The organism is Sphingobium sp. TomTYG46 (assembly GCF_055396345.1).
Genome location: NZ_AP027325.1, coordinates 681,411 through 701,172, shown reverse-complemented (window position 1 = coordinate 701,172; position 19,762 = coordinate 681,411). Strand labels below are relative to the sequence as shown.

The 19,762-nt window shown below is 63.0% G+C and carries 24 protein-coding genes; 17 read left to right on the top strand and 7 right to left on the bottom strand.

Annotation, left to right across the window (positions count from 1 at the left end):
• Nucleotides 1-43: 43 nt before the first annotated feature.
• Nucleotides 44-415: a hypothetical protein gene (locus ACZ5YV_RS16470; RefSeq protein WP_464789460.1), complete on the top strand. Its 372-nt coding sequence runs from the start codon at nt 44-46 to the stop codon at nt 413-415.
• Between the two features lie 20 nt (nt 416-435).
• Here the strand turns inward: ACZ5YV_RS16470 and ACZ5YV_RS16465 are convergent, their stop codons facing one another.
• From ACZ5YV_RS16465 to ACZ5YV_RS16450, 4 genes are all read right to left on the bottom strand, one after another.
• On the bottom strand, nt 436-624 hold the full coding sequence (locus ACZ5YV_RS16465; RefSeq protein WP_464789459.1) for a hypothetical protein: 189 nt from the start codon (nt 622-624) through the stop codon (nt 436-438).
• Nucleotides 625-630: 6 nt separating this feature from the next.
• A complete protein-coding gene (locus tag ACZ5YV_RS16460; RefSeq protein WP_464789458.1) occupies nt 631-837 on the bottom strand; it encodes a DUF3606 domain-containing protein in 207 nt (68 codons plus the stop codon).
• Between the two features lie 242 nt (nt 838-1,079).
• Nucleotides 1,080-2,327, bottom strand: coding sequence for an MgtC/SapB family protein (locus tag ACZ5YV_RS16455; RefSeq protein ID WP_464789457.1), 1,248 nt, complete (start codon nt 2,325-2,327; stop codon nt 1,080-1,082).
• Nucleotides 2,328-2,381: 54 nt separating this feature from the next.
• The gene (locus tag ACZ5YV_RS16450) at nt 2,382-3,254 is read right to left on the bottom strand and encodes an MBL fold metallo-hydrolase (RefSeq protein WP_464789456.1); all 873 of its coding nucleotides are present in this window, start codon (nt 3,252-3,254) and stop codon (nt 2,382-2,384) included.
• A gap of 66 nt (nt 3,255-3,320) precedes the next feature.
• On the opposite strand from ACZ5YV_RS16450, the gene ACZ5YV_RS16445 reads away from it, so the two are divergent.
• The 3 genes from ACZ5YV_RS16445 to ACZ5YV_RS16435 are packed head-to-tail and all read left to right on the top strand — an operon-like array spanning nt 3,321 to nt 4,951.
• The gene (locus ACZ5YV_RS16445; protein WP_464789455.1) at nt 3,321-3,638 is read left to right on the top strand and encodes an ArsR/SmtB family transcription factor; all 318 of its coding nucleotides are present in this window, start codon (nt 3,321-3,323) and stop codon (nt 3,636-3,638) included.
• A 4-nt stretch (nt 3,639-3,642) separates the two neighbouring features.
• Entirely contained in the window at nt 3,643-4,164 is a 522-nt protein-coding gene (locus tag ACZ5YV_RS16440) for a rhodanese-like domain-containing protein (RefSeq protein ID WP_464789454.1), read from the top strand.
• A gap of 7 nt (nt 4,165-4,171) precedes the next feature.
• Nucleotides 4,172-4,951, top strand: a complete 780-nt coding sequence (locus ACZ5YV_RS16435; RefSeq protein WP_464789453.1) for a sulfite exporter TauE/SafE family protein — start codon at nt 4,172-4,174, stop codon at nt 4,949-4,951.
• Between the two features lie 282 nt (nt 4,952-5,233).
• Here ACZ5YV_RS16435 and hemN read toward each other — a convergent pair whose 3' ends face one another.
• Nucleotides 5,234-6,541, bottom strand: coding sequence for an oxygen-independent coproporphyrinogen III oxidase (hemN, locus tag ACZ5YV_RS16430; protein ID WP_464789452.1), 1,308 nt, complete (start codon nt 6,539-6,541; stop codon nt 5,234-5,236).
• Nucleotides 6,542-6,675: 134 nt separating this feature from the next.
• On the opposite strand from hemN, the gene ACZ5YV_RS16425 reads away from it, so the two are divergent.
• On the top strand, nt 6,676-7,338 hold the full coding sequence (locus tag ACZ5YV_RS16425; protein WP_464789451.1) for an OmpW/AlkL family protein: 663 nt from the start codon (nt 6,676-6,678) through the stop codon (nt 7,336-7,338).
• 3 nt (nt 7,339-7,341) lie between these two features.
• On the opposite strand, the gene ACZ5YV_RS16420 is transcribed toward ACZ5YV_RS16425, so the two are convergent.
• A complete protein-coding gene (locus tag ACZ5YV_RS16420) occupies nt 7,342-7,704 on the bottom strand; it encodes a hypothetical protein (RefSeq protein WP_464789450.1) in 363 nt (120 codons plus the stop codon).
• A 118-nt stretch (nt 7,705-7,822) separates the two neighbouring features.
• Here ACZ5YV_RS16420 and ACZ5YV_RS16415 point away from each other — a divergent pair, with 118 nt between their 5' ends.
• The 3 genes from ACZ5YV_RS16415 to fixJ are packed head-to-tail and all read left to right on the top strand — an operon-like array spanning nt 7,823 to nt 10,423.
• Nucleotides 7,823-8,638 (top strand): universal stress protein, encoded by an 816-nt coding sequence (locus ACZ5YV_RS16415; protein WP_464789449.1) that lies wholly within the window; start codon nt 7,823-7,825, stop codon nt 8,636-8,638.
• Nucleotides 8,639-8,658: 20 nt separating this feature from the next.
• Entirely contained in the window at nt 8,659-9,807 is a 1,149-nt protein-coding gene (locus tag ACZ5YV_RS16410) for a sensor histidine kinase (protein WP_464789448.1), read from the top strand.
• Between the two features lie 4 nt (nt 9,808-9,811).
• Nucleotides 9,812-10,423, top strand: coding sequence for a response regulator FixJ (gene fixJ, locus ACZ5YV_RS16405; protein ID WP_464789447.1), 612 nt, complete (start codon nt 9,812-9,814; stop codon nt 10,421-10,423).
• Nucleotides 10,424-10,467: 44 nt separating this feature from the next.
• Here the strand turns inward: fixJ and ACZ5YV_RS16400 are convergent, their stop codons facing one another.
• On the bottom strand, nt 10,468-10,767 hold the full coding sequence (locus ACZ5YV_RS16400; protein WP_464789446.1) for a GIY-YIG nuclease family protein: 300 nt from the start codon (nt 10,765-10,767) through the stop codon (nt 10,468-10,470).
• Between the two features lie 113 nt (nt 10,768-10,880).
• On the opposite strand from ACZ5YV_RS16400, the gene ACZ5YV_RS16395 reads away from it, so the two are divergent.
• The 9 genes from ACZ5YV_RS16395 to ccoS all read left to right on the top strand — a co-directional run bounded on the left by ACZ5YV_RS16395 (nt 10,881) and on the right by ccoS (nt 19,694).
• Nucleotides 10,881-11,648, top strand: coding sequence for a Crp/Fnr family transcriptional regulator (locus tag ACZ5YV_RS16395; protein WP_464789445.1), 768 nt, complete (start codon nt 10,881-10,883; stop codon nt 11,646-11,648).
• Between the two features lie 253 nt (nt 11,649-11,901).
• A complete protein-coding gene (ccoN, locus tag ACZ5YV_RS16390; protein ID WP_464789444.1) occupies nt 11,902-13,560 on the top strand; it encodes a cytochrome-c oxidase, cbb3-type subunit I in 1,659 nt (552 codons plus the stop codon).
• 12 nt (nt 13,561-13,572) lie between these two features.
• On the top strand, nt 13,573-14,319 hold the full coding sequence (gene ccoO, locus ACZ5YV_RS16385; protein WP_464789443.1) for a cytochrome-c oxidase, cbb3-type subunit II: 747 nt from the start codon (nt 13,573-13,575) through the stop codon (nt 14,317-14,319).
• Nucleotides 14,316-14,486 (top strand): cbb3-type cytochrome c oxidase subunit 3, encoded by a 171-nt coding sequence (locus ACZ5YV_RS16380; protein WP_464789442.1) that lies wholly within the window; start codon nt 14,316-14,318, stop codon nt 14,484-14,486. Before ccoO ends, ACZ5YV_RS16380 begins: the two co-directional genes overlap by 4 nt.
• A complete protein-coding gene (gene ccoP, locus ACZ5YV_RS16375; RefSeq protein WP_464789441.1) occupies nt 14,479-15,399 on the top strand; it encodes a cytochrome-c oxidase, cbb3-type subunit III in 921 nt (306 codons plus the stop codon). The genes ACZ5YV_RS16380 and ccoP overlap by 8 nt, the downstream gene beginning before the upstream one ends.
• Nucleotides 15,400-15,546: 147 nt before the next feature.
• The gene (gene ccoG / locus ACZ5YV_RS16370; RefSeq protein WP_464789440.1) at nt 15,547-16,977 is read left to right on the top strand and encodes a cytochrome c oxidase accessory protein CcoG; all 1,431 of its coding nucleotides are present in this window, start codon (nt 15,547-15,549) and stop codon (nt 16,975-16,977) included.
• A gap of 1 nt (nt 16,978) precedes the next feature.
• Complete coding sequence (locus ACZ5YV_RS16365) at nt 16,979-17,425, top strand: FixH family protein (RefSeq protein ID WP_464789439.1); 447 nt, start codon at nt 16,979-16,981, stop codon at nt 17,423-17,425.
• The gene (locus ACZ5YV_RS16360; RefSeq protein ID WP_464789438.1) at nt 17,425-19,557 is read left to right on the top strand and encodes a heavy metal translocating P-type ATPase; all 2,133 of its coding nucleotides are present in this window, start codon (nt 17,425-17,427) and stop codon (nt 19,555-19,557) included. Before ACZ5YV_RS16365 ends, ACZ5YV_RS16360 begins: the two co-directional genes overlap by 1 nt.
• Nucleotides 19,554-19,694: a cbb3-type cytochrome oxidase assembly protein CcoS gene (gene ccoS / locus ACZ5YV_RS16355; protein ID WP_464789437.1), complete on the top strand. Its 141-nt coding sequence runs from the start codon at nt 19,554-19,556 to the stop codon at nt 19,692-19,694. Before ACZ5YV_RS16360 ends, ccoS begins: the two co-directional genes overlap by 4 nt.
• Nucleotides 19,695-19,762 lie beyond the last annotated feature (68 nt).

Here is a 19,762-nt window from a genome sequence, read left to right as displayed (position 1 = left end):
GGCGGCTGGGACGTTTATCGGCAGGGCTTTGGAGAAGCACGACATGTCGGCTATCGGCTGGAAAATCGATGAGGCCGAGCGCTTGTCCCTCCTCCGCCGCTTCCCGCCGATCTGGCCGGATGTCGTGGCAGATCACATTACGCTGAAATCGGGCGTGGCAGAGGATGAGCCTTTGCCCGATCTGCAGCAGGCGGCGATTGTCGGCAGCATCAGCGACGGCGAAGGGCTCCAGGCCCTGATCGTTGTCGTAGGCGGTCATAGTGGACGGCCAGATGGAGGCACCTTCCACATCACCTGGTCGCTCGACCGCAGCCGGGGCCGGGAAGCAGTGCAAAGCAATGACGTCATCGAGGATTTGGGGTGGCGGCGTCTGCCCGAAACCGTTCCAATCAGGGTTAGGCCGACGCGCTTCTAGAGAAAACCTGCTTTCTTCGATCAGAGGGTGGGCTGCCCCTGATAATTACCCACGACGTTGGTGCCAGCCTCCTGATTATCCTGCAATTCTTCCCCATGCCACACGTGGCGACCGATGAAGAGGATTGCAATGATCACGGCTATCGCCAGGACGATCAAGGCAGCCGCCCGTCCTGTATTACGGGGCGGTGGTGGGTCGATGTGGTTCATGGCACGTCAGCGGTTTCGGTCGATATAGTCGGATACCGCATTGACGCTATGGCCGACCTTTTCCACCGCTTCCTCCAATTGGCGCCGAGATGTCTGAAAACGCTGGGACCAATATTGCACCTCCATATCTTCCTTCAGCGACACTTGTTTCAGGTCGCGGGGAACAGGCGGGGCTTTGCTCTGGACTTGAGGTTGCAGATCTATCGTGGACATGGATCTATTTTCCTAACGAGAGCTGTGGCTTTCAAACGCGCGTCAGTGTTCTTAGAACCTGGCCTTGAAGCAGCTAAATCGGGGCTGACGCCGCTACTCTCTGTGGTAAGAGCGAGCACGGCAGGATGATGTTCCGGTGCCACTGGTAAAGTTCATAACTTGCATTATGCAGCTCGGAATTCATCGCGGCCGAGGGAAGTCGGCGGCGGTGCTCCCCTTGGGTCAATAAAAGGAGCAGACGGTCAGCCGATCGCGATCCAGGCGGCAAGGCTCGCCGCTGCCGCTGCAAGAGCAGCAAACAGCGGTATTGCGGCTCTCATGCCGCCGTGGCCCCAACCGATGCCCACCGTCATGACGCCTTTGGCCAGAGTGTTGGCCAGAACCGCGCCGCCCAGTACGAAGCCAGCGGTTTGATCATCGATCGCATGTGGCGGGAGCCCCGCCATCGTCATCACGGCGGCGTCGACGTCCGATATCCCGGTGAGAGTCAGGACGACTGCCATGCCCTCCTGCCCAAAATGTTCCAATGCCCAACGCGCGGCGAGCGACAATCCCGCGACAAGGGCAGCCAGCAGGAGTGCGGGGGTAAAGCCCAAGGGATTGGCGACGGCGGCTCCGTTGCCGCCTTTGCCATGGGTACGCCATGCGGTCAGGGCGAACGCGACGGCTACAAGCGCTGCCGGAGCCATGGTCAGTGCCAGAGACGGTAGCGCGCGGGGGACGAGGACGAGTGCCACCAACTGCACCCTGACGAACATCACGATTGATGCCACCGCAATGCCTGCCGTCAATAATCCTCGACCATCGGGTTCGTCGCGGAGCCGCCTGGCATAATCGGCGGTGACGGCGGTGGACGACACAATGGCCCCGGTAAGCGCGACCAGCAACACGCCGCGATCGCGGCCGAAGCGCCTGGAGATCGCATAACCGGCGAAGGACAGTCCCATCACGAAGACGACCACCATCCAGATTTTCCTGGGGTTCCAGGCGTCGTAAGGGCCGTACGAGGCATCTGGCAGTAGCGGCAGGATGATGAGAGACACCAGCAGGAAGCGGGACACACCCTCGATCTCGCTCTCATCCATTCCCCGGAGCAGAGCGTGCATCGATTGCCGTGAGCTCAATATCGCAAAGATCGCCGCACCTGTTGCCAGGCCCAAAGCAGGCGAGATGCGCGTGGCGCAGAAACCCGCGCCAAAGGTCAGCAGTCCCGCCAGCGTCGTGGTTGCGGACAGATGATCCTGATCGGCGCTTCGGCTGTAGCCGACCGTCAGCACAGCCGAGACGCCCAGGCCCAGGGCAGCGGCGACCATGTCGGGGGCAAGGCCGCCGAGTCCCCCAAGCAACCCGATCAGCCCAAAGGTGCGAAAGCCCGCGACCCTGCGCCCTTTGCCGAAGTTCCGCTGTGTCCAGCCGCGCTCCATCCCTACAAGCAGGCCCACTGCGATCGATGCGATCAGGGAAAGATAGGGGTGAGCGATATTGAACATGGTCGCAGCTAGCCTAAGCGCATCGGAGCAGATCGCGATAGGTATAAGTCGCAGTCAAACCGTCTTCATCTTCACCGGAATTTTGAGATAGCGAACGCCGTTGCTTTCGGCTTCGGGGAAATGACCTGCGCGGATATTGACCTGAATCGAAGGCAACAGCAGCCGAGGTACGGGCAGCATCGCGTCACGGGCTTCGCGCATGGCGACGAAACTGTCTTCATCCACTCCGTCATTGATATGGACGCTTGTGCGCCGTTCTTCACCTACCGTCGTTTCCCAACGATAGTCATCGCGGCCGGGCGCCTTATAGTCGTGACACAGAAACAGGCGGGTTTCATCGGGCAGGCTCAGCAGCCGTCGGATGGAACGGTAAAGAATGCGAGCGTCGCCACCGGGGAAATCCGCCCGCGCCGTGCCATAGTCGGGCATGAACAATGTATCGCCGACAAAGGCCGCGTCGCCGACCAGATAAGCGATGTCCGCAGGTGTATGCCCCGGAACATGCATGACGGTGAAGCGCAGCATGCCTACTGAAAACTGTTCGCCATCTCGAAACAACCGGTCGAAATCCGAACCATCGATCCGCATGTCGTTGAGCCCGAAGACGGGACGGAAGATTTTCTGCACGTCGCAAATATGCTCGCCAATGCCGATGGGCGCACCGGTCCTGCTCTTGATAAAGGGTGCCGCGGACAGATGATCGGCATGGGCGTGCGTCTCCAGCACCATAGTGATCCGCCAAGCCTGCTTTTCAGCAAAGGCCAGCAGCCGCTCGGCTGAGCGCGTATCAACCTCCCCGCTGGCAATGTCGAAATCCCTCACCGGGTCGATGACTGCCGCCTCCCGGGTTTCAGGGTCAGCGACCAGGTAGCTGACCGTATAGGTCGCCTCGTCGAAAAAGGCTTCGATCAGGGGCTTTGTGTCCATGTCGTCCTCCATTGCTCCTTGACAATATATTACACTTATCTAAATTAGCAATATCTAATGGAGTAAATGATGATCCGTCCGTTGATGAACCTCGCCACCTTCGAAAAGAAGGCGGGCGAAGTCTCGAACCTGCTGAAAGCGATGGGCAACGTCCGGCGCCTGATGGTGCTGTGCAAGCTGGTCGAACATGGCGAAATGACCGTGGGGGACCTCGCGCAACAGGTCGGTTTGTCGCAATCCGCCCTCTCGCAGCATCTCGCCAGGATGCGGGAGGAGGGTCTGGTCGCTTTTCGACGGGAAAGCCAGACGCTCTGGTATCGCATCGCCGATGCGCGGACGGAACAGCTGCTCGCCAGTCTCTATACCATCTTCTGCAAGGAATGATCCGATGCCGATCACAACCATTACCCCGCACGAAGCGGATAAAGCCGTGGCCAAGGGCGCCACGCTCGTCGATATCCGTGGACCCGACGAACATGCCCGCGAGCATATTGCGGGGGCGATCCATGTCCCGCTCGATCGTCTGGAGGAACTGCCACAGGTGGCCGGGCCAATCATCTTTCACTGCAAGTCAGGCATGCGAACGCAAGCCAATGAGGCAGCCTTGCAGGCGGCGGCGGGCTTCACGCCCTGCCATATACTTCTGGGCGGTCTGGACGGCTGGCGCGCGGCGGGATTGCCGACGCGCCTCGACCGGGAACAGCCGTTGGAGATCATGCGGCAGGTGCAACTGGTGGCCGGAGGCCTTGTGCTGTTGGGCGTCCTGCTCGGTTTCCTCGTCGCTCATGCCTTTTTCGGCCTGTCGGCCTTTGTTGGCGCGGGGTTGATGATGGCGGGGGCGACCGGCTGGTGCGGCATGGCGAAGCTGTTGCAGGTGATGCCATGGAATCGCCGTTCTCTCGGCGCGTAGGCTGATCATGTCTCCGGCTATGATCGTTGCGGCTCTGGCTTCGGGCGGCCTGATCGGGACCGTATTGGGTCTGGTCGGCGGCGGCGGCTCGATCCTTGCCGTGCCGCTGCTGGTCTATGTGGTGGGCGTGGGGTCTGCTCATGCCGCCATCGGGACGGCAGCGGTCGCCGTAGCCGCCAATGCGGCTTTCAGCCTGATCGGCCATGCCCGCGCCGGTACAGTGAAATGGCCATGCGCCCTCGTTTTCGCGGGAGCTGGCGTCACTGGCGCGGCGATCGGCGCGGAAATCGGCAAGGCCATAGACGGCCAGCGATTGCTGATGCTGTTTGGCTTGCTGATGATCGGCGTGGGGCTTTCCATGCTACGGACGAAGCGCACTACCGACGCGCCCGATGTACGACTGTCGCGAGCAACCGCTGGTCGATTGTTGCCCCGCCTCGTTCCGATCGGCCTTGGAGTGGGATTGGCCGCTGGCTTTTTCGGGATCGGCGGCGGCTTTCTGATTGTGCCGGGGCTGATGATGGCGACTGCCATGCCGCTCAAAAATGCAGTGGGAACGTCACTCGTCGTCGTCACGGCGCTGGGCCTCACCACTGCGGCTTCCTATGCGCTGTCAGGCTTTGTCAATTGGTCACTCGTGGGGGTATTGATCGTGGGCGGTGTCGGTGGGGCGGCTATCGGTATCGCACTCGGCCGTAAGATGGGCGCGCGCAAAGGGCTGCTGGAGCGGTTGTTCGCCGTCACGGTGACCGCCGTGGGCGCCTATGTCGCGCTGCGCGGACTCTGAGTTTCCTGTCATCGCGGTCTAACGGGTCGCCTCGGATGACAACGGGGTGAACGGTTCAACTAAGGGGAGCAAGACCCACCTGCTCTGGCTTGATTGCGCTTGCGTCCGCACATGAGGAAGTGGCAGCCCATTTTCTCGTCTGAAGGCAGCGCGGGCTTGTGTCGGCCCGGAGGTTTCCAACCGAGAGGGGCTGGGCCGCAGAAATAGGGCGAACGCGCCGCAAAGTGGGGCACCTGTCCGGCCGAGAGGCTGGCAAAGGCGAGGCTTGCCAGCGCCAGCGCACTAAACCGCATGGCTGAACCGCTTTTCCGCTGGTTGCAGATAGCTGTCGAATGCGGCGGCTATGCTGCGGGCGTAGGGGAGCGCGCCGGGGGTCAGTTGCACCCGGCCTTCGCTCAATCGCAATAGGCCAAGTCGCTCGAAGCGCGACAGGTCCGGCTGGGGCAGCGCAGTGCCCATATGCGCTTCGCCTCTACAAAGGATCGCCTCGATGATCCGGCCACGACGCCGGTCATCGCCCGTGCGCAGCGTGCCGCGGGTGGCGGAAAGCTCGCCGCGCTCTACGCGTTCGCGCCAAGGCCCGGCCTGCTTTTCATTCTGGACGATGAGGTCCGGAAATTGGCTGATCGCACTGGCGCCCAGACCCAGGAGAATATCAGCAGGATCATCGGTAAAGCCCTGAAAGTTGCGGCGCAGCCCTCCGTCGCGGGCTGATATTGCTAGGCCGTCCTGCGGCAGGGCGAAATGGTCGAAGCCGATCGCCGCATAGCCAGCGGCGGTTAACATGCGATAGCCTTGTGCGGCCATGTCGAAGCGCGTGGCGAGATCGGGCAGATTGCTGCCGTCGATGCGGCGCTGGCGGGGCAGTAGCTGCGGCATATGGGCATAGCCGAACAGGGCGACACGGGCGGGTTGCATCGCGACGCTTGCTTCCAACGTCGCCGCAAGATCGTCGAGGCTTTGGCCGGGTAGGCCGTACATGAGGTCGAAACCGATCGCGATCCCGGCTGCGCGGAGTTGATCGACGGCTCGCTCCACCATGTCGAGCGGCTGAATGCGGCCGATCGCGGCCTGAACATGCGGGGTGAAGGTCTGTACGCCAAGGTTGACGCGGCTGACGCCCATGGCCGCCATGGTGGAAATCCAGGTGGCGTCGAGGCGGCGCGGGTCCAGTTCGACCGAGATTTCGGCGTGACGTGCATCGAAACAGAGCAGCAATTGCTGAAGCAGGCGGACGAAATCGACGAGCGGCAACGAATTGGGACTACCGCCGCCAAAGGCGATCCGCGCGACGCGTCCGCGTCCGCGCAAGCGTCCCGCGATGGAAGCCATCTCTCGTTCCAGCGCCTCCACATAGGCTGTCAACCGCTGGGCGCGATTGGCCGCCCCTGTATTGCAGCCGCAATACCAGCATATGTCGTGGCAATAGGGGATATGGACATAGAGGGAGAGGAGGGCGTCCGTTTCCATCCCATCCAGCCTGGCTGCAAGGTCATCCGCGCCCATATCGGCGGTGAACTGCGCGGCGGTGGGATAGCTGGTGTAGCGCGGCACCGGCTGGGCCAGCAGGTCAGGATAGTATGTCCACATGGCTGAACCGGATCGCATGGGACAGCGCGCGCGGCATTGAGCCAGGTCAAATTGCCGCTTGCGCCGGATCAATGCCGGGCGTGCGGCGCCGGGGCAAAGCCAAGTCACCGATAACAGGGACGGAGACTTTGGAAATGCTCATCAAGACTATCTTACTTGGAGCGACGGCTGGTTGCGCCGCCATGTCCGCACCCGCGCAGGCCGCGCAGGGCGATGTGCTGGTGCGGCTGCGCGCCATCATGGTTGCGCCCAATGAACGAAGCGGGAGCGTGCTGCCCGCCTTTCCGGGCGAAGAGGTAAAAGTCGATAACAGCGTGATGCCGGAGATCGACGTGACTTATATGGCGACCGACCATGTGGGCTTTGAACTGATCGCCGCCACGACCAAGCACAGCGCCAGCGGACGCACCGGAACGACCGGGGCGATCGGCCGTTTGGCATCCACCTGGGTGCTGCCGCCGACGCTGACGGCGCAATATCATTTCCTGCCGGAAGCCAAGATCCGGCCCTATGTCGGGGCGGGCGTCAATTACACGCTGTTCTACAACGAAAAGGCGTCGAACGCGCTGGAGGGCGCGGTGGGCGCGACCAGTGTGCACATGTCAGACAGCTTCGGATGGGCGGCGCAGGCCGGAGTCGATGTCGATTTAACGGATCGCGTCTTCTTGAACCTGGATGTCAAATATATCGACGTCGATACCACGGCCCGGCTGTCGACCGCGGGGGCGGGCGTGCAGAAGGTTCGCGTGCATCTCGATCCGCTGGTCTTTGGCGCGGGTGTGGGCGTAAAGTTCTGAACCCTATGCCGCGGCGAGCGCCTTCACCACGAAGGGCAGGCGCTCGCCATCCGGCTCCGTCAGCGTCAGATAGCTGCCGGGCTGAATTGCATGCGCGTCCAGGCGGAAGAGTTGCTCGTCATCCTCCTCACCCGGCTCATAGGATAGCGCCCAGCCGTTTGAAGTCCGTAGCAGCCAGCCATGGCGGTCGGGTTCATTCGGCCAGAAGCGCCGGACGGTGGCGAGTTCGGGTTTATGCCGATATTCCTGCTCGTCGATCAGCCCGTCCTGGCCGATCGGCAGGCGCATGACATAGCTGCGAGCTGCCGATCCGTTTGGAAAAGCAGGCGTGCGTGCGAGTTCGAGGCGTATCGTTGTCCATGTCATGCCAACCAGATCGGGTTTTCGGGGGATAAAGACTATAAGGACTATCCCGGATGGCGGCAGAGGCCGTCAGATCCTAGCCAGCAAGGACAAGTTACGGTTCCTCGGCAGGAGATGTGAGATGAAATCGATACTGCTTCATATCCATGACGATCGGGGTGCGGAAAGCCGCCTGCAAGCAGCGTGCGACATCGCGCGCGCGACGGGGGCGCACATTCGTTGTGCTCAGGTGACGGAAATGCCCGACATGGTGGCCGCAGACATGTATGGCGGCGCGGCGCTGGCGCCTTCCATCATCAACGAGCTGCGTGAAATCGACGCGCGAATCAAGTCGCGCACCGAGGAAAGGCTTCGCGCGGAAGGTGTAAGTTGGGATTGGCGGCAATTCGATGGCGATGTTCTTCATGGTCTACTAGCCGCCTCGACATTGACCGATGTCATCATCGTGACCCTGCCTGAAGGGCCGCGCAGAGTACTCACCGACCCACCGCCGATCGCCGCCGAACTGGCCCTGTCAGGGCCGGTGCCCGTGATGGCGGTCCCGCAATCGGCGAAATCGCTGATGGTAGCAGGGCGGGCGCTGGTCGCCTGGGATGGATCGCAGGAAGCATCGGCGGCGCTGCGGGGCGCGGTGCCGCTGCTGAAGCTCGCGCAGGATGTGCACATCGTGACTGTGGAGGAAGCGAGTAAAAATACCTTCCCCGCGACTGATGCCCCCGAATATCTTGCCCGCCATGGGATTAAAGCGGAAGTCCATAGCTGGCCACGGGACGGCCGAGCTGTGGAGGACGCCCTGATAGCTGCCGTCGAAGCGCTGAAGCCCGACTGGATGGTGATGGGCGCCTATGGTCACAGCCGGCTGCGCCAGTTCGTGTTTGGCGGCGTGACCCGAACGATGCTGCGCGAAGGACGCGTGCCTGTCTTGCTGGCGCATTGAAGACAGGGCATTGTAACCCGATGGCGGTGGCGGACGACGATGACACGGAAGGCTTGAGCGAGCGCGAGCATAGCCTGGAACAGGCGCTGCTGGGGTCGATCCTCGCGACGGTGCCCGACGCGCTGATCGTCATCGACATGGCCGGGCGGATCGTGTCGTTCAGCGCGGCGGCGCAGCGTATGTTCCAATATGCCGAAAGCGACGTACTGGGCGAAAATATCTCCATGTTGATGCCGTCGCCGGATCGGGAACGGCATGACGGCTATATCGACCATTATCTCAATACCGGCGAAAAACGGATCATCGGCATCGGCCGCCTGACCAGCGCGCGACGGCGGGATGGATCGACCTTTCCGATCGAATTGTCGGTGGGGGAGGTGCATGACCGGGGACAGCGGCTGTTCACCGGTTTCATCCGCGACCTTACCGAACGGCAGCAGGCCGAGCGGCGCGTCGCCGACCTTCAGGCGGAATTGTCCCATGCCAGCCGGGTGACGGCTATGGGGACGCTGGCGTCCGCGCTGGCGCATGAGTTGAACCAACCGTTGACGGCGATAGCAAACTATCTGGAGGCCGGGCGCGACCTGCTGGATGCCGACGGTCCAGTGGATCGCGAGATGCTGCGCGAGGCGATGGACGAAGGCGCGCGGCAGGCGTTGCGCGCGGGCGAGATCATCCGGTCGCTGCGCGAGTTCATCAAGCGCGGCGAGACGATGCGCCAGCCTGAATCGCTGCGCGAGTTGCTGGCCGAAGGGGCGGCGCTCGCTTTTATCGGCATGGACAGTCGGGGCATCGACATGGACATCAGCGTCGATCGGCGTGTGAATAATGTGCTCGTCAACCGCGTGCAGTTGCAGCAGGTGATCATCAACCTCATCAAGAATGCGGTGGAGGCGATGGCGAGCAGCCCCGCGCGTATCCTGCGTCTGTCGGCCGTCTCGGCCGAGGATGGGCGGGTGGAGGTGATCGTCGCGGACAGCGGAATGGGTCTGGACCCCGACATGTCACGTACGCTCTTCAACCCATTCACCACCACCAAGCCGTCGGGCATGGGCGTTGGCCTGTCGATCAGTCAGACCATCGTCGAAGGGCAGGGCGGGCGCATCTGGGCGCAGCCGTCGCAATGGGGCGGCACGGCCTTTCACTTCACCCTGGACCGAGCGGACTGAAAGCATGAGCGAACCTTTCCCCATCTATGTCGTCGATGATGACGAGGCGATCCGCCGGTCGCTGTCCTTCCTGCTGAAGACTAGCGGCTATGCGGTGCGGCTTTTCGAGGGCGGCACGGTGTTTCTGAAGGAAGCGGCGGGATTGGAACCGGGATGCGTGCTACTGGACGTGCGCATGCCCGACATTGACGGGCTGGAGGTGCAGCGGGAATTGCGCGCGCGCGGCATCATGCTGCCGGTGGTGATTATGACGGGCCATGGCGACATCGACATGGCGGTCGCGGCGATGAAGGTGGGCGCGAGCGACTTCATCGAAAAGCCGTTCGAGAAGGCAGCGCTGCTGGGATGTGTCGAAGCTGCGCGGCTGCTGTCGGCGGCCGATCGTGGGGCCGGGGAGCGGGCGGAGGATGCAAGGGCGCGGCTGAATGTCCTGACCGATCGGGAGCGTGATGTGCTGGACGGGTTGGTCGAGGGATTGCCCAACAAGACGATTGCCTTCGATCTGGGGATCAGCCCGCGAACGGTGGAGATTCATCGCGCCAACCTGATGCAGAAGCTGGAGGTGAAGAGCCTGGCCGAAGCGCTGCGGATCGCGTTCCATGCGGGGGTGGGGTGAGGGTATAGCTGTCACCCCGGGCTTGCCCCGGGGTCCCGCTACCTTCAGGCGAGCAGTTCGAACATGTCCCCCCAGTTCGGATTGGCGCGCTCGATAAGCGCGAATTTCCACTGACGTTGCCAGCGCTTCAGGCGCTTCTCATGCTCTATGCATGCCGAGATGTCATCGCTCCGTTCGGCCCAGACCAGTCGGTATAAGCGATAGCGCGCGCAGAAGTCGGACCCGGTGCCGGTTTTATGCTGGTGGATGCGGGCGGAAAGGTCTGACGTCACGCCCACATACATCGTTCCGCGATATCGATCGCTCATAATGTAAACCCAACCGCCTTTTCGTGCGCGCTCCATAGTTTTGGCATTGAAGAAGCGGGACCCCGGGTCAAGCCCGGGGTGACGGAGGAGGGGATCGCTAGGGAGATTTACGGATAGGTCTGAAACCCGCATGGCGGCATGCAGCGGGCATGGATATGCAATTTGATCTGGCGCAAAAGGCGCCCGGCAATGCCGAAATGGTGGCGGTGATGACCCCGGCTGCCGGAGGCTGCGGTGCAGGATATTGCGATCGGTGCGAGGTGCGCGATCAGGCGATCTGCGCCGATCTCGACCCGCAGGAGCGCGGGGCGCTCAACCGGATCGGGCGGCGCGTGACGCTGCAAGCTGGTCAGACGGTGATGTGGGAGGGCGATGACAGCATGATCGTCGCTAATGTGATCGAAGGCACGCTGAAGCTTGCGACCTCCACCGGCGACGGGCGCGAGCAGATTGTGGGCGTGGTCTATGCATCCGATTTCATCGGGCGGCCCTTCGGCGCGCGCACGCCGCATAGCGTAACGGCGCTGACCGATGCTCGGCTCTGCCTCTACCCACGCGGCGCTTTCGATGGCTTTGCGCGCCAGCATTCGCAGCTCGAGCATCGGCTGCTCCAAAGGACGCTGGACGACCTTGATCGGACGCGAGCCTGGATGTTGCTGCTGGGGCGAAAGAATGCGCGGGAGAAGGTCGCGTCCTTCCTGCTGGACATGAGCCGACGGCTGCGCGCGGACCCCGACGGCGTGATTGACCTACCTCTGTCGCGCCAGCAGATCGCGGATATATTGGGGCTGACCATAGAAACCGTCTCGCGTCAGATCAGCGACATGAAGCGACTGGGCGTGATCGCGCTGGCCGGGCGGCGCGGGGTGCGGATTTCCGATGCCGAGCGGCTGGAGGCCATGGCCGAAGGCGAGTGATAGCGAGTTTCCGGTGTTCCGACACTTTCCCCTCCCGCAGGCGGGAGGGGTTAGGGGTGGGCGCGAGCGAAGCGAGCTATGTTGCGCCAGCCCACCCCCCGGCCCCCTCCCGCCTGCGGGAGGGGGAGGAGTGGCGACAATCTGCCTAAGGACATTCCCCTACATACCCGCCGCGCCGCCTTTGCCAGAGGTCAGAGCTTAGGGGCGGCGACCGAACGAGGGGCGCCGCAAAGACCTTTCGCGGGGAAATCCGATGGATCGTTTGTTATTGAAATCGGGCGGCTGGTTCGCGCTTGCTGTGCTGACCTTGCTGGCGGCGTTGATGGCGGTGGACAGCGGCTTTGCCGTCCATATGGCCATCGCTTGCGCGGCGGCGCTGCTGATGGTGGTGGTGACGATTGGTGGCGCCGATTATGCCGGAATCGCTCGCGGACTGCTGAAGATGCCCGCCGATCAGGGGAAATATGATGACGATCCGATCCGCTGGGGCGTGATTGCGACCGTCTTCTGGGGATTGGCGGGGTTTCTAGCCGGGCTCTTCATAGCCTTGCAGCTTGCCTTCCCCGCGCTGAACCTTGGCATTGAATATACCAGTTTCGGGCGGTTGCGACCACTGCACACGTCGGCGGTGATCTTCGCATTCGGCGGCAATGCTCTTATTGCGACGAGCTTCTATGTCGTGCAGCGCACTTGCCGGGCGCGGCTGGCCTTTCCCTCGCTCGCGCGGTTCGTATTCTGGGGATACCAGCTGTTCATCGTGCTGGCCGCGACCGGCTATGTCATGGGCATCACGGAGGCGCGCGAATATGCCGAGCCCGAATGGTATGTCGATATCTGGCTGACCATCGTCTGGGTCGCCTACTTGGTCGTCTTCGGGGGCACCATCCTGCGCCGTAGTGAACCGCATATCTATGTAGCGAACTGGTTTTACCTAAGCTTCATCCTGACGATCGCGATGCTGCACATCGTCAACAACCTGTCGGTGCCGGTGAGCTTTCTCGGTTCCAAGAGCTATAGCGCTTTTGCAGGCGTGCAGGATGCGCTGACGCAGTGGTGGTACGGGCATAACGCCGTCGGCTTCTTCCTGACCGCCGGCTTCCTGGCCATGATGTATTATTTCGTGCCCAAGCAGGCGGAACGGCCGGTCTATAGCTATCGCCTGTCGATCATCCACTTCTGGTCGCTGATCTTCCTCTATATTTGGGCGGGTCCGCACCATCTTCATTATACGGCTCTGCCCGACTGGGCGCAGACGCTGGGCATGGTCTTTTCGGTCATGCTGTGGATGCCGAGCTGGGGCGGGATGATCAATGGCCTCATGACGCTGAACGGCGCGTGGGACCGCATCCGCACCGACCCGATCATCCGCATGATGGTGATGGCCTTGGCCTTCTACGGCATGAGCACCTTTGAAGGGCCGATGATGTCGGTGAAGGCGGTCAACAGCCTGTCGCACTATACCGAATGGACCATCGGCCATGTGCATAGCGGCGCGCTGGGCTGGAACGGGCTCATCACCTTTGCTTGCCTGTATTATCTGACGCCGCGCCTGTGGAAGCGCGAGCGGCTCTATTCGCTGCGGCTGGTGAACTGGCATTTCTGGCTCGCGACGTTGGGCATCGTCCTCTACGCCTCGTCGATGTGGGTGGCGGGCATCATGCAGGGGCTGATGTGGCGCGAATATGGGAGCGACGGCTACCTCGTCTATGCCTTCTCCGAAGTCGTGAGCGCCATGTTCCCCATGTATGTGATCCGCGCTGCCGGGGGCCTCATGTACCTCGCCGGGGCGATCATCATGGCCTGGAATATCGGCAAGACCATCGCGGGCAGCCCGCTGCGTGCGGAGAAGCCGATGAGTGATGCGGCCTATGATCCGGCAGTGGATCGGCCGCTTGTCGCCCAGCCTGCTTAAGGACGCCAAGACATGACAAGCAAGACCAAAGCCAAGTTCTGGGACCATGGCAAGCTGGAGCGCAATGTTTCCCTGCTGGGCATCGCGTCGCTGATCGTAGTCGCCATCGGCGGCATCGTGGAGATCGCGCCGCTCTTCTGGATCGACAACACGATCGAGAAGGTGGAGGGCATGCGGCCCTATACGCCGCTGGAGCTGGCTGGACGGAACATCTACATCCGTGAAGGCTGCTATAATTGCCATAGCCAGATGATCCGTCCCTTCCGCGACGAGACGGAACGCTATGGCCATTATAGCCTGGCGGCTGAGAGCATGTATGATCACCCGTTCCAATGGGGATCGAAGCGCACCGGGCCTGATCTGGCGCGCGTAGGGGGCAAATATTCGGATGAATGGCATGTCCAGCATCTGAAGGACCCGCGCGCCGTGGTGCCGGAGTCCATCATGCCGGGCTATGCCTTCCTCGCTGAGCGGGAATTGAAGCCTGCGGACATGCGCAAGGACCTGACCGCGCTGACTGATGTCGGTGTGCCCTACAGCAAGGATGACATCGCCAAGGCCAATGACGACCTGAAGGCGCAGGCCGATCCCGATGCGGACGCCAAGGAGCTGATCAAACGCTATCCCAAGGCGCAGGCGCGCGATTTCGACGGCGATCCGGGCAAGGTGACGGAGATGGATGCGCTGGTCGCCTATCTCCAGATGCTGGGCACGCTGGTCGATGTGGAAAGCGCCAGGCCGCAGGAGGTCGAACGATGAGCTACGACGCCTTGCGGCATTTCGCCGACAGTTGGGGGCTGGTCTTCATGGGCGTTACCTATGCCGTCCTGATCGGCTGGCATTTCCGGCCCAAAGGGCGCGAGCGCAGCAATCAGGCCGCGCGCGCCATTTTCGAGACTGAGCGTGCGGAGGTCGATCATGGCTGATGACAAGCGCATCGACGCCGCCACCGGCACCGAGATCAAGCATCATGAGTGGGACGGCATCCAGGAACTGGACACTCCGCTGCCGCGATGGTGGCTGTGGACCTTTTACGTGACGATCCTGTTCGCGATCGGTTACGTGATCGCCTATCCCGCCCTGCCGATGATCGACCGGGCGACTGGCGGCGTGCTCGGCTGGTCCAGCCGTGGTGCGCTGAACAAGGAACTGGCCGTCCGCGAACAGCAGATTGCACCGGTTCGGCAGGCGATCGCCGACACCCCCATCGACGCGCTGCCGACGCGGCCGCAACTGATGCAGGCGGCGGTCGAGGGTGGGCGCGCTGCGTTTCGCGTGCATTGCGTGCAGTGCCATGGATCGGGCGCGGCGGGGTCGAAAGGCTATCCCAACCTGAATGACGACGACTGGTTGTGGGGTGGAAATCTGCCTGCGATCGAAAAGACCATCACCGATGGCGTGCGCAATCCCGATCATGCAGCGACCCGTCAGTCGCTGATGCCCGCTTTCGGCAAGGATCAGTTGCTGACTGCAGCGCAGGTTGATGACGTGGTTGCCCATGTGCGGGCGATCAGCGGGCAGGATCGGGCCAGCGCCGCCTCGCAGCGCGGGGCCAAGGTCTTTGCCGACAACTGCGCCGTCTGCCACGGACCAGCAGGCAAGGGCAGCCGGGACGTCGGTGCGCCGAACCTGACCGATGCGATCTGGCTCTATGGCGGCGACACGGACACTATCCATGAGACCGTCTGGAATAGCCGCCATGGTGTGATGCCCCGCTGGGACGACAAGCTGGACAAGGCGACGATCCGCATGCTGGCCGCCTATGTGCACAGCCTGGGCGGGGGTGAGGCTGTGCCGGTGAAAGCTGCGGGCAAGGTGCCGGGCAATGCCGGGCAATAGGAGCCGCCCCTTCTTCGTCACCCCGGACTTGATCCGGGGTCCCGCTGCCCTTTGTCATGGGCGTGGGGAAGAAGCGGGATCCCGGGTCAAGCCCGGGATGACGGGAGTGTGTGAATGTAGCTTGTCCCCTCATACCGGGAGCAGCCGATGCTGATGGCGGACTCCCCTTCGCTCTACGAGAAGCGCAAGGGCGTCTATCCCAAGGCGGTGGACGGCTTTTATCGTCGCCTCAAATGGGCGATCATGGCGGTGACGCTCGCCATCTATTGGGGCACGCCATGGCTGCGCTGGGACCGGGGGCCTTATGCGCCGGACCAGGCCGTGCTGGTCGATCTGGCGCACCGTCGCTTCTACATGTTTTCAATCGAAATCTGGCCGCACGAATTCTACTATGTCGCCGGGCTGCTCATCATGGCGGGGGTTGGCCTGTTCCTCGTTACCTCCGCCGTGGGCCGGGCCTGGTGCGGCTATGCCTGCCCGCAGACGGTCTGGACCGACCTTTATCAGCATGTCGAACGTTTCATCGACGGCGATCGCAATGCGCAATTGAAGCTGGCTAAAGCGCCATGGAGCGCAGCCAAGCTGGCGCGACGGCTCGCTAAATGGTCCGTCTGGCTGGCGATCGCCTTCATCACCGGCGGGGCATGGATTTTCTATTTCGCCGACGCGCCCACTTTGCAGCAGCAATTTTGGAGCGGCACGGCAGCGCCGGTCGCCTACGGGACTGTGGCGGTGCTGACCGCCACGACTTTCATCCTGGGTGGGTTCATGCGGGAACAGGTGTGCATCTACATGTGCCCATGGCCGCGCATCCAGACGGCGATGCTGGACGAGAAGTCGCTCGTCGTCACCTATAAGGACTGGCGCGGGGAGCAGCGCGGCAGCCTCAAAAAGGCGGAGGCGCATCCGGGCGACTATGGCGACTGCATCGATTGCAATCAGTGCGTCGCGGTCTGCCCCACCGGCATCGACATTCGGGAAGGGCCGCAGATCGGCTGCATCACCTGCGCGCTGTGCATCGACGCCTGCGACAAGGTGATGGAACAGATCGGGCGGCCGCGTGGGCTGATCGATTACTGCACGCAGGACGATGCGGAGGCGGAGAAGAAGGGCGCGGCGCCAAAACCGGTGCTGAAGACATTGCTGCGCCCGCGGACCATCGCCTATTTCGGCGTGTGGGCGAGCATTGGTGCGGCGATGCTGTTCACCCTGGGTGCGCGGACGCGGCTCGACATCAGTGCGCAGCAGGATCGCAACCCGATCTTCGTGCGCCTGTCGGACGGCGCGATCCGTAATGCCTACACGTTGAAGCTGCGGAATATGGAGACCCGGCCACGCGCCGTGGAGGTCAGCCTTACCGGCCTTCCTGGCGCGAAGATGTGGACTGACATCGGATCGCGCGACAAGGCCAGCGCCTCCGTACGCACCACCATCCCCGCCGACAGCGTAGCGAAGCTGCGCCTTTTCCTCGTCCTCCCATCCGCTGGTCCAGCCAGGCAGGATTTCGCTTTCTTGATCCGCGCCACGGATCGTGAAGGCGGTGTCGGCAGCGAAGCCGCCCGATTTGAAAGGCCCTGACATGAAACAAGCCCGTTCCTTCACCGGCTGGCATATGACGGCGATACTTATCAGTTTTTTCGCGGTGGTGATCGCGGTCAACACGCTGATGGCGACGGTCGCCGTGCGTTCGTTCGGCGGAACGGTGGTCGAGAACAGCTATGTGGCCAGTCAGAAGTTCAACGGCTGGCTGGCGGAGGCCCGTGCGCAGGAAAAGCTGGGATGGCGTGACCGGGTGACGCTGGACCCCGCGCGCCATGTGCGGATGACGCTGAATGTGCGCGGTGCCCGGATGCGGGTGGTGGCGCAGCATCCGCTGGGGCAGACGCCTGACATTGTGCTGCAAATCCATGAAACCGCGCCCGGCCTTTACGTGAGCGACCGCGCCTTGCCTGCGGGGCGGTGGCAGTTGCGTTTCGATATTCGTCATGGTCGCGGCGAGGAACATCTGTTGCGGGAGATCGACTGATGGCCAGCCAGCCTGTTCTCAACAAGGAAGCTTCGGCTGAAGCGAAGGAAAGCCTGTTCGCGGTGCCGGGCATTCATTGTGCGGGGTGCATCTCGAAGATCGAGAATGGCCTGCCGCTGACGCCCGGCATCCGCTCCGCACGGGTCAATATGAGCGCCAAGCGGATCGCGATAAGCCATGATCCTGCACTGACCCCGCCGGAACTGAAGGCCGCAATCGTCGCGCTCGGGTTCGACGCGGAGCCGCTTCCTGATCCGGGGCAGGATGTCGCGGCGGCCGAGAGCAGGGCGCTGGTGCGCGCGCTCGCCGTGGCGGGCTTCGCGGCGATGAACATCATGCTGCTGTCGGTGTCGATCTGGTCAGGCGCGGAAGGCGCGACGCGGACGATGTTCCACTGGCTGTCGGCGCTGATCGCTTTGCCGACCGTCGCTTATGCGGGCCAGCCCTTCTTCCGTTCCGCCTGGGCGGCGTTGCGGCAGGGGCGCACGAACATGGATGTGCCGATCAGCATCGGCGTGCTGCTGACCACGGTGATGAGCCTTTTCGAAACCATCAGTGGCGGCAAACATGCCTGGTTCGATGGCGCCGTGATGCTGCTCTTCTTCCTGCTGGCGGGACGTTGCCTGGACAGCATGATGCGGGCGCGGGCACGGGCAGGCGTGGCGGCGTTGCTGAAACAGACGGCGCCGGGCGCGCTGGTGCTGGGCGAAGGTGGCCGCAGCAAGTGGACAGCGGCCAGTGCGCTGCGTCCAGGCATGCGCATGATCGTCGCGGCTGGCGAAAGGCTGGCCGCCGACGGTCGGGTCGTTGAAGGAGAAAGCGGCATCGACCTCGCTTTCCTGACCGGCGAAAGCGCGCCGGTACGTGTGAGGGCTGGCGATGCCGTTCAGGCCGGAGCGATGAATGTCGAAGGGCCGATCACCGTCGAAGTGACGGCCGCCGGGGCCGACACGGTCATCGCCGACATCGCCCGGCTGATGGAGGAAGCGGGACAGGGGAAGTCCCGCTATGTCCGGATTGCCGACCGTGCCGCGCGCTATTATGCGCCCTGCGTCCATTTGCTCGCCGCGCTGTCCTTTGCCGGGTGGATGATTGCGGGCGCGGGGGCACATCAGGCGCTGCTGATTGCGGTCGCCGTGCTGCTGATCACCTGTCCCTGCGCGCTCGGCCTTGCGGTCCCGGCGGCGCAGATCGTTGCATGCGGCGCGCTGATGCGGCGCGGTGTGCTGGTGAAGGACGGGTCGGCGCTGGAGCGGCTGGCGGAAGTGAGCGAGGCGCTGTTCGACAAGACCGGCACGCTGACGCTGGGCCGTCCGGTGCCGCAGGCGCTCGACCGGCTGGAGTGTGAGGATCAGTCGATCCTGCTGGCGCTGGCAAGGGTCTCTCGTCATCCGTTGAGCGACGCGCTGCGGCAGGCGCTGGAGGCTCGGCAAGTCGCCCCCGCGTCCCTCGACCGTATCCGCGAAGTGCCGGGAGAGGGCGTCTTCGCCGATCATTATGGCGTGGCGGTGGCGCTGGCCCGGCCACGCAGCGTCGTCAGCCTGTTCGGCCTTGCGAGCGAATATCGGTTCGGCGAGCTTTCGATGCTGCTGCATTTTTCCGACGCCCTGCGCCCGGATGCGGCCAAAACGCTGAGCGAGATGCGCTCGATGGGCCTCAAGACGCTGATCGCCAGCGGGGATCGTCCCGAGGCGCTGGAGGAGATCGCCCGCGCGACCGGCACGACGGCGATCGGCCACCTGCGCCCGGCGGATAAGCTAGCGCTGGTCGGGCGGTTACAGGCGCTCGGCGAGAAGGTGTTGATGGTGGGCGACGGGCTGAATGACGGCCCGGCTCTGGCGGCGGGTCATGCCAGCATGGCTCCGGCCTCCGCCAGCGATGCGAGCCAGTTGACGGCCGACGCTGTATTCCTGGGCGACAGGCTGGCGCCCGTGGCGATGGCTGTTCGTGCGTCACGCCGGACGATTGCCGTGGTGAAGCAGAATTTCGCGCTGGCCATCGGCTATAATGTGCTGGCGGTGCCGCTGGCGGTGGCGGGCAAGGTCACGCCGTTGGTCGCTGCGATCGCCATGTCGACATCGTCGCTGATCGTGATCGCCAATGCATTGCGCTTGAAGGGAGCCGCGAAATGACCGGCCTTGGACTGTTGATCCCGATCGCCCTGTTCCTTGGGCTGCTGGGCCTCGCCGCCTTTTTCTGGGCGCTGCGGGATGGGCAGTTCGATGACAGCGAAGGCGCGGCAGTGCGGATATTGATCGACGAGGAATAGGGAATCGCCCGAAGGGATAATAGAAAAAGGAGGCCGGATCCGCTGGGATCTGGCCTCCTTTTTGCTGG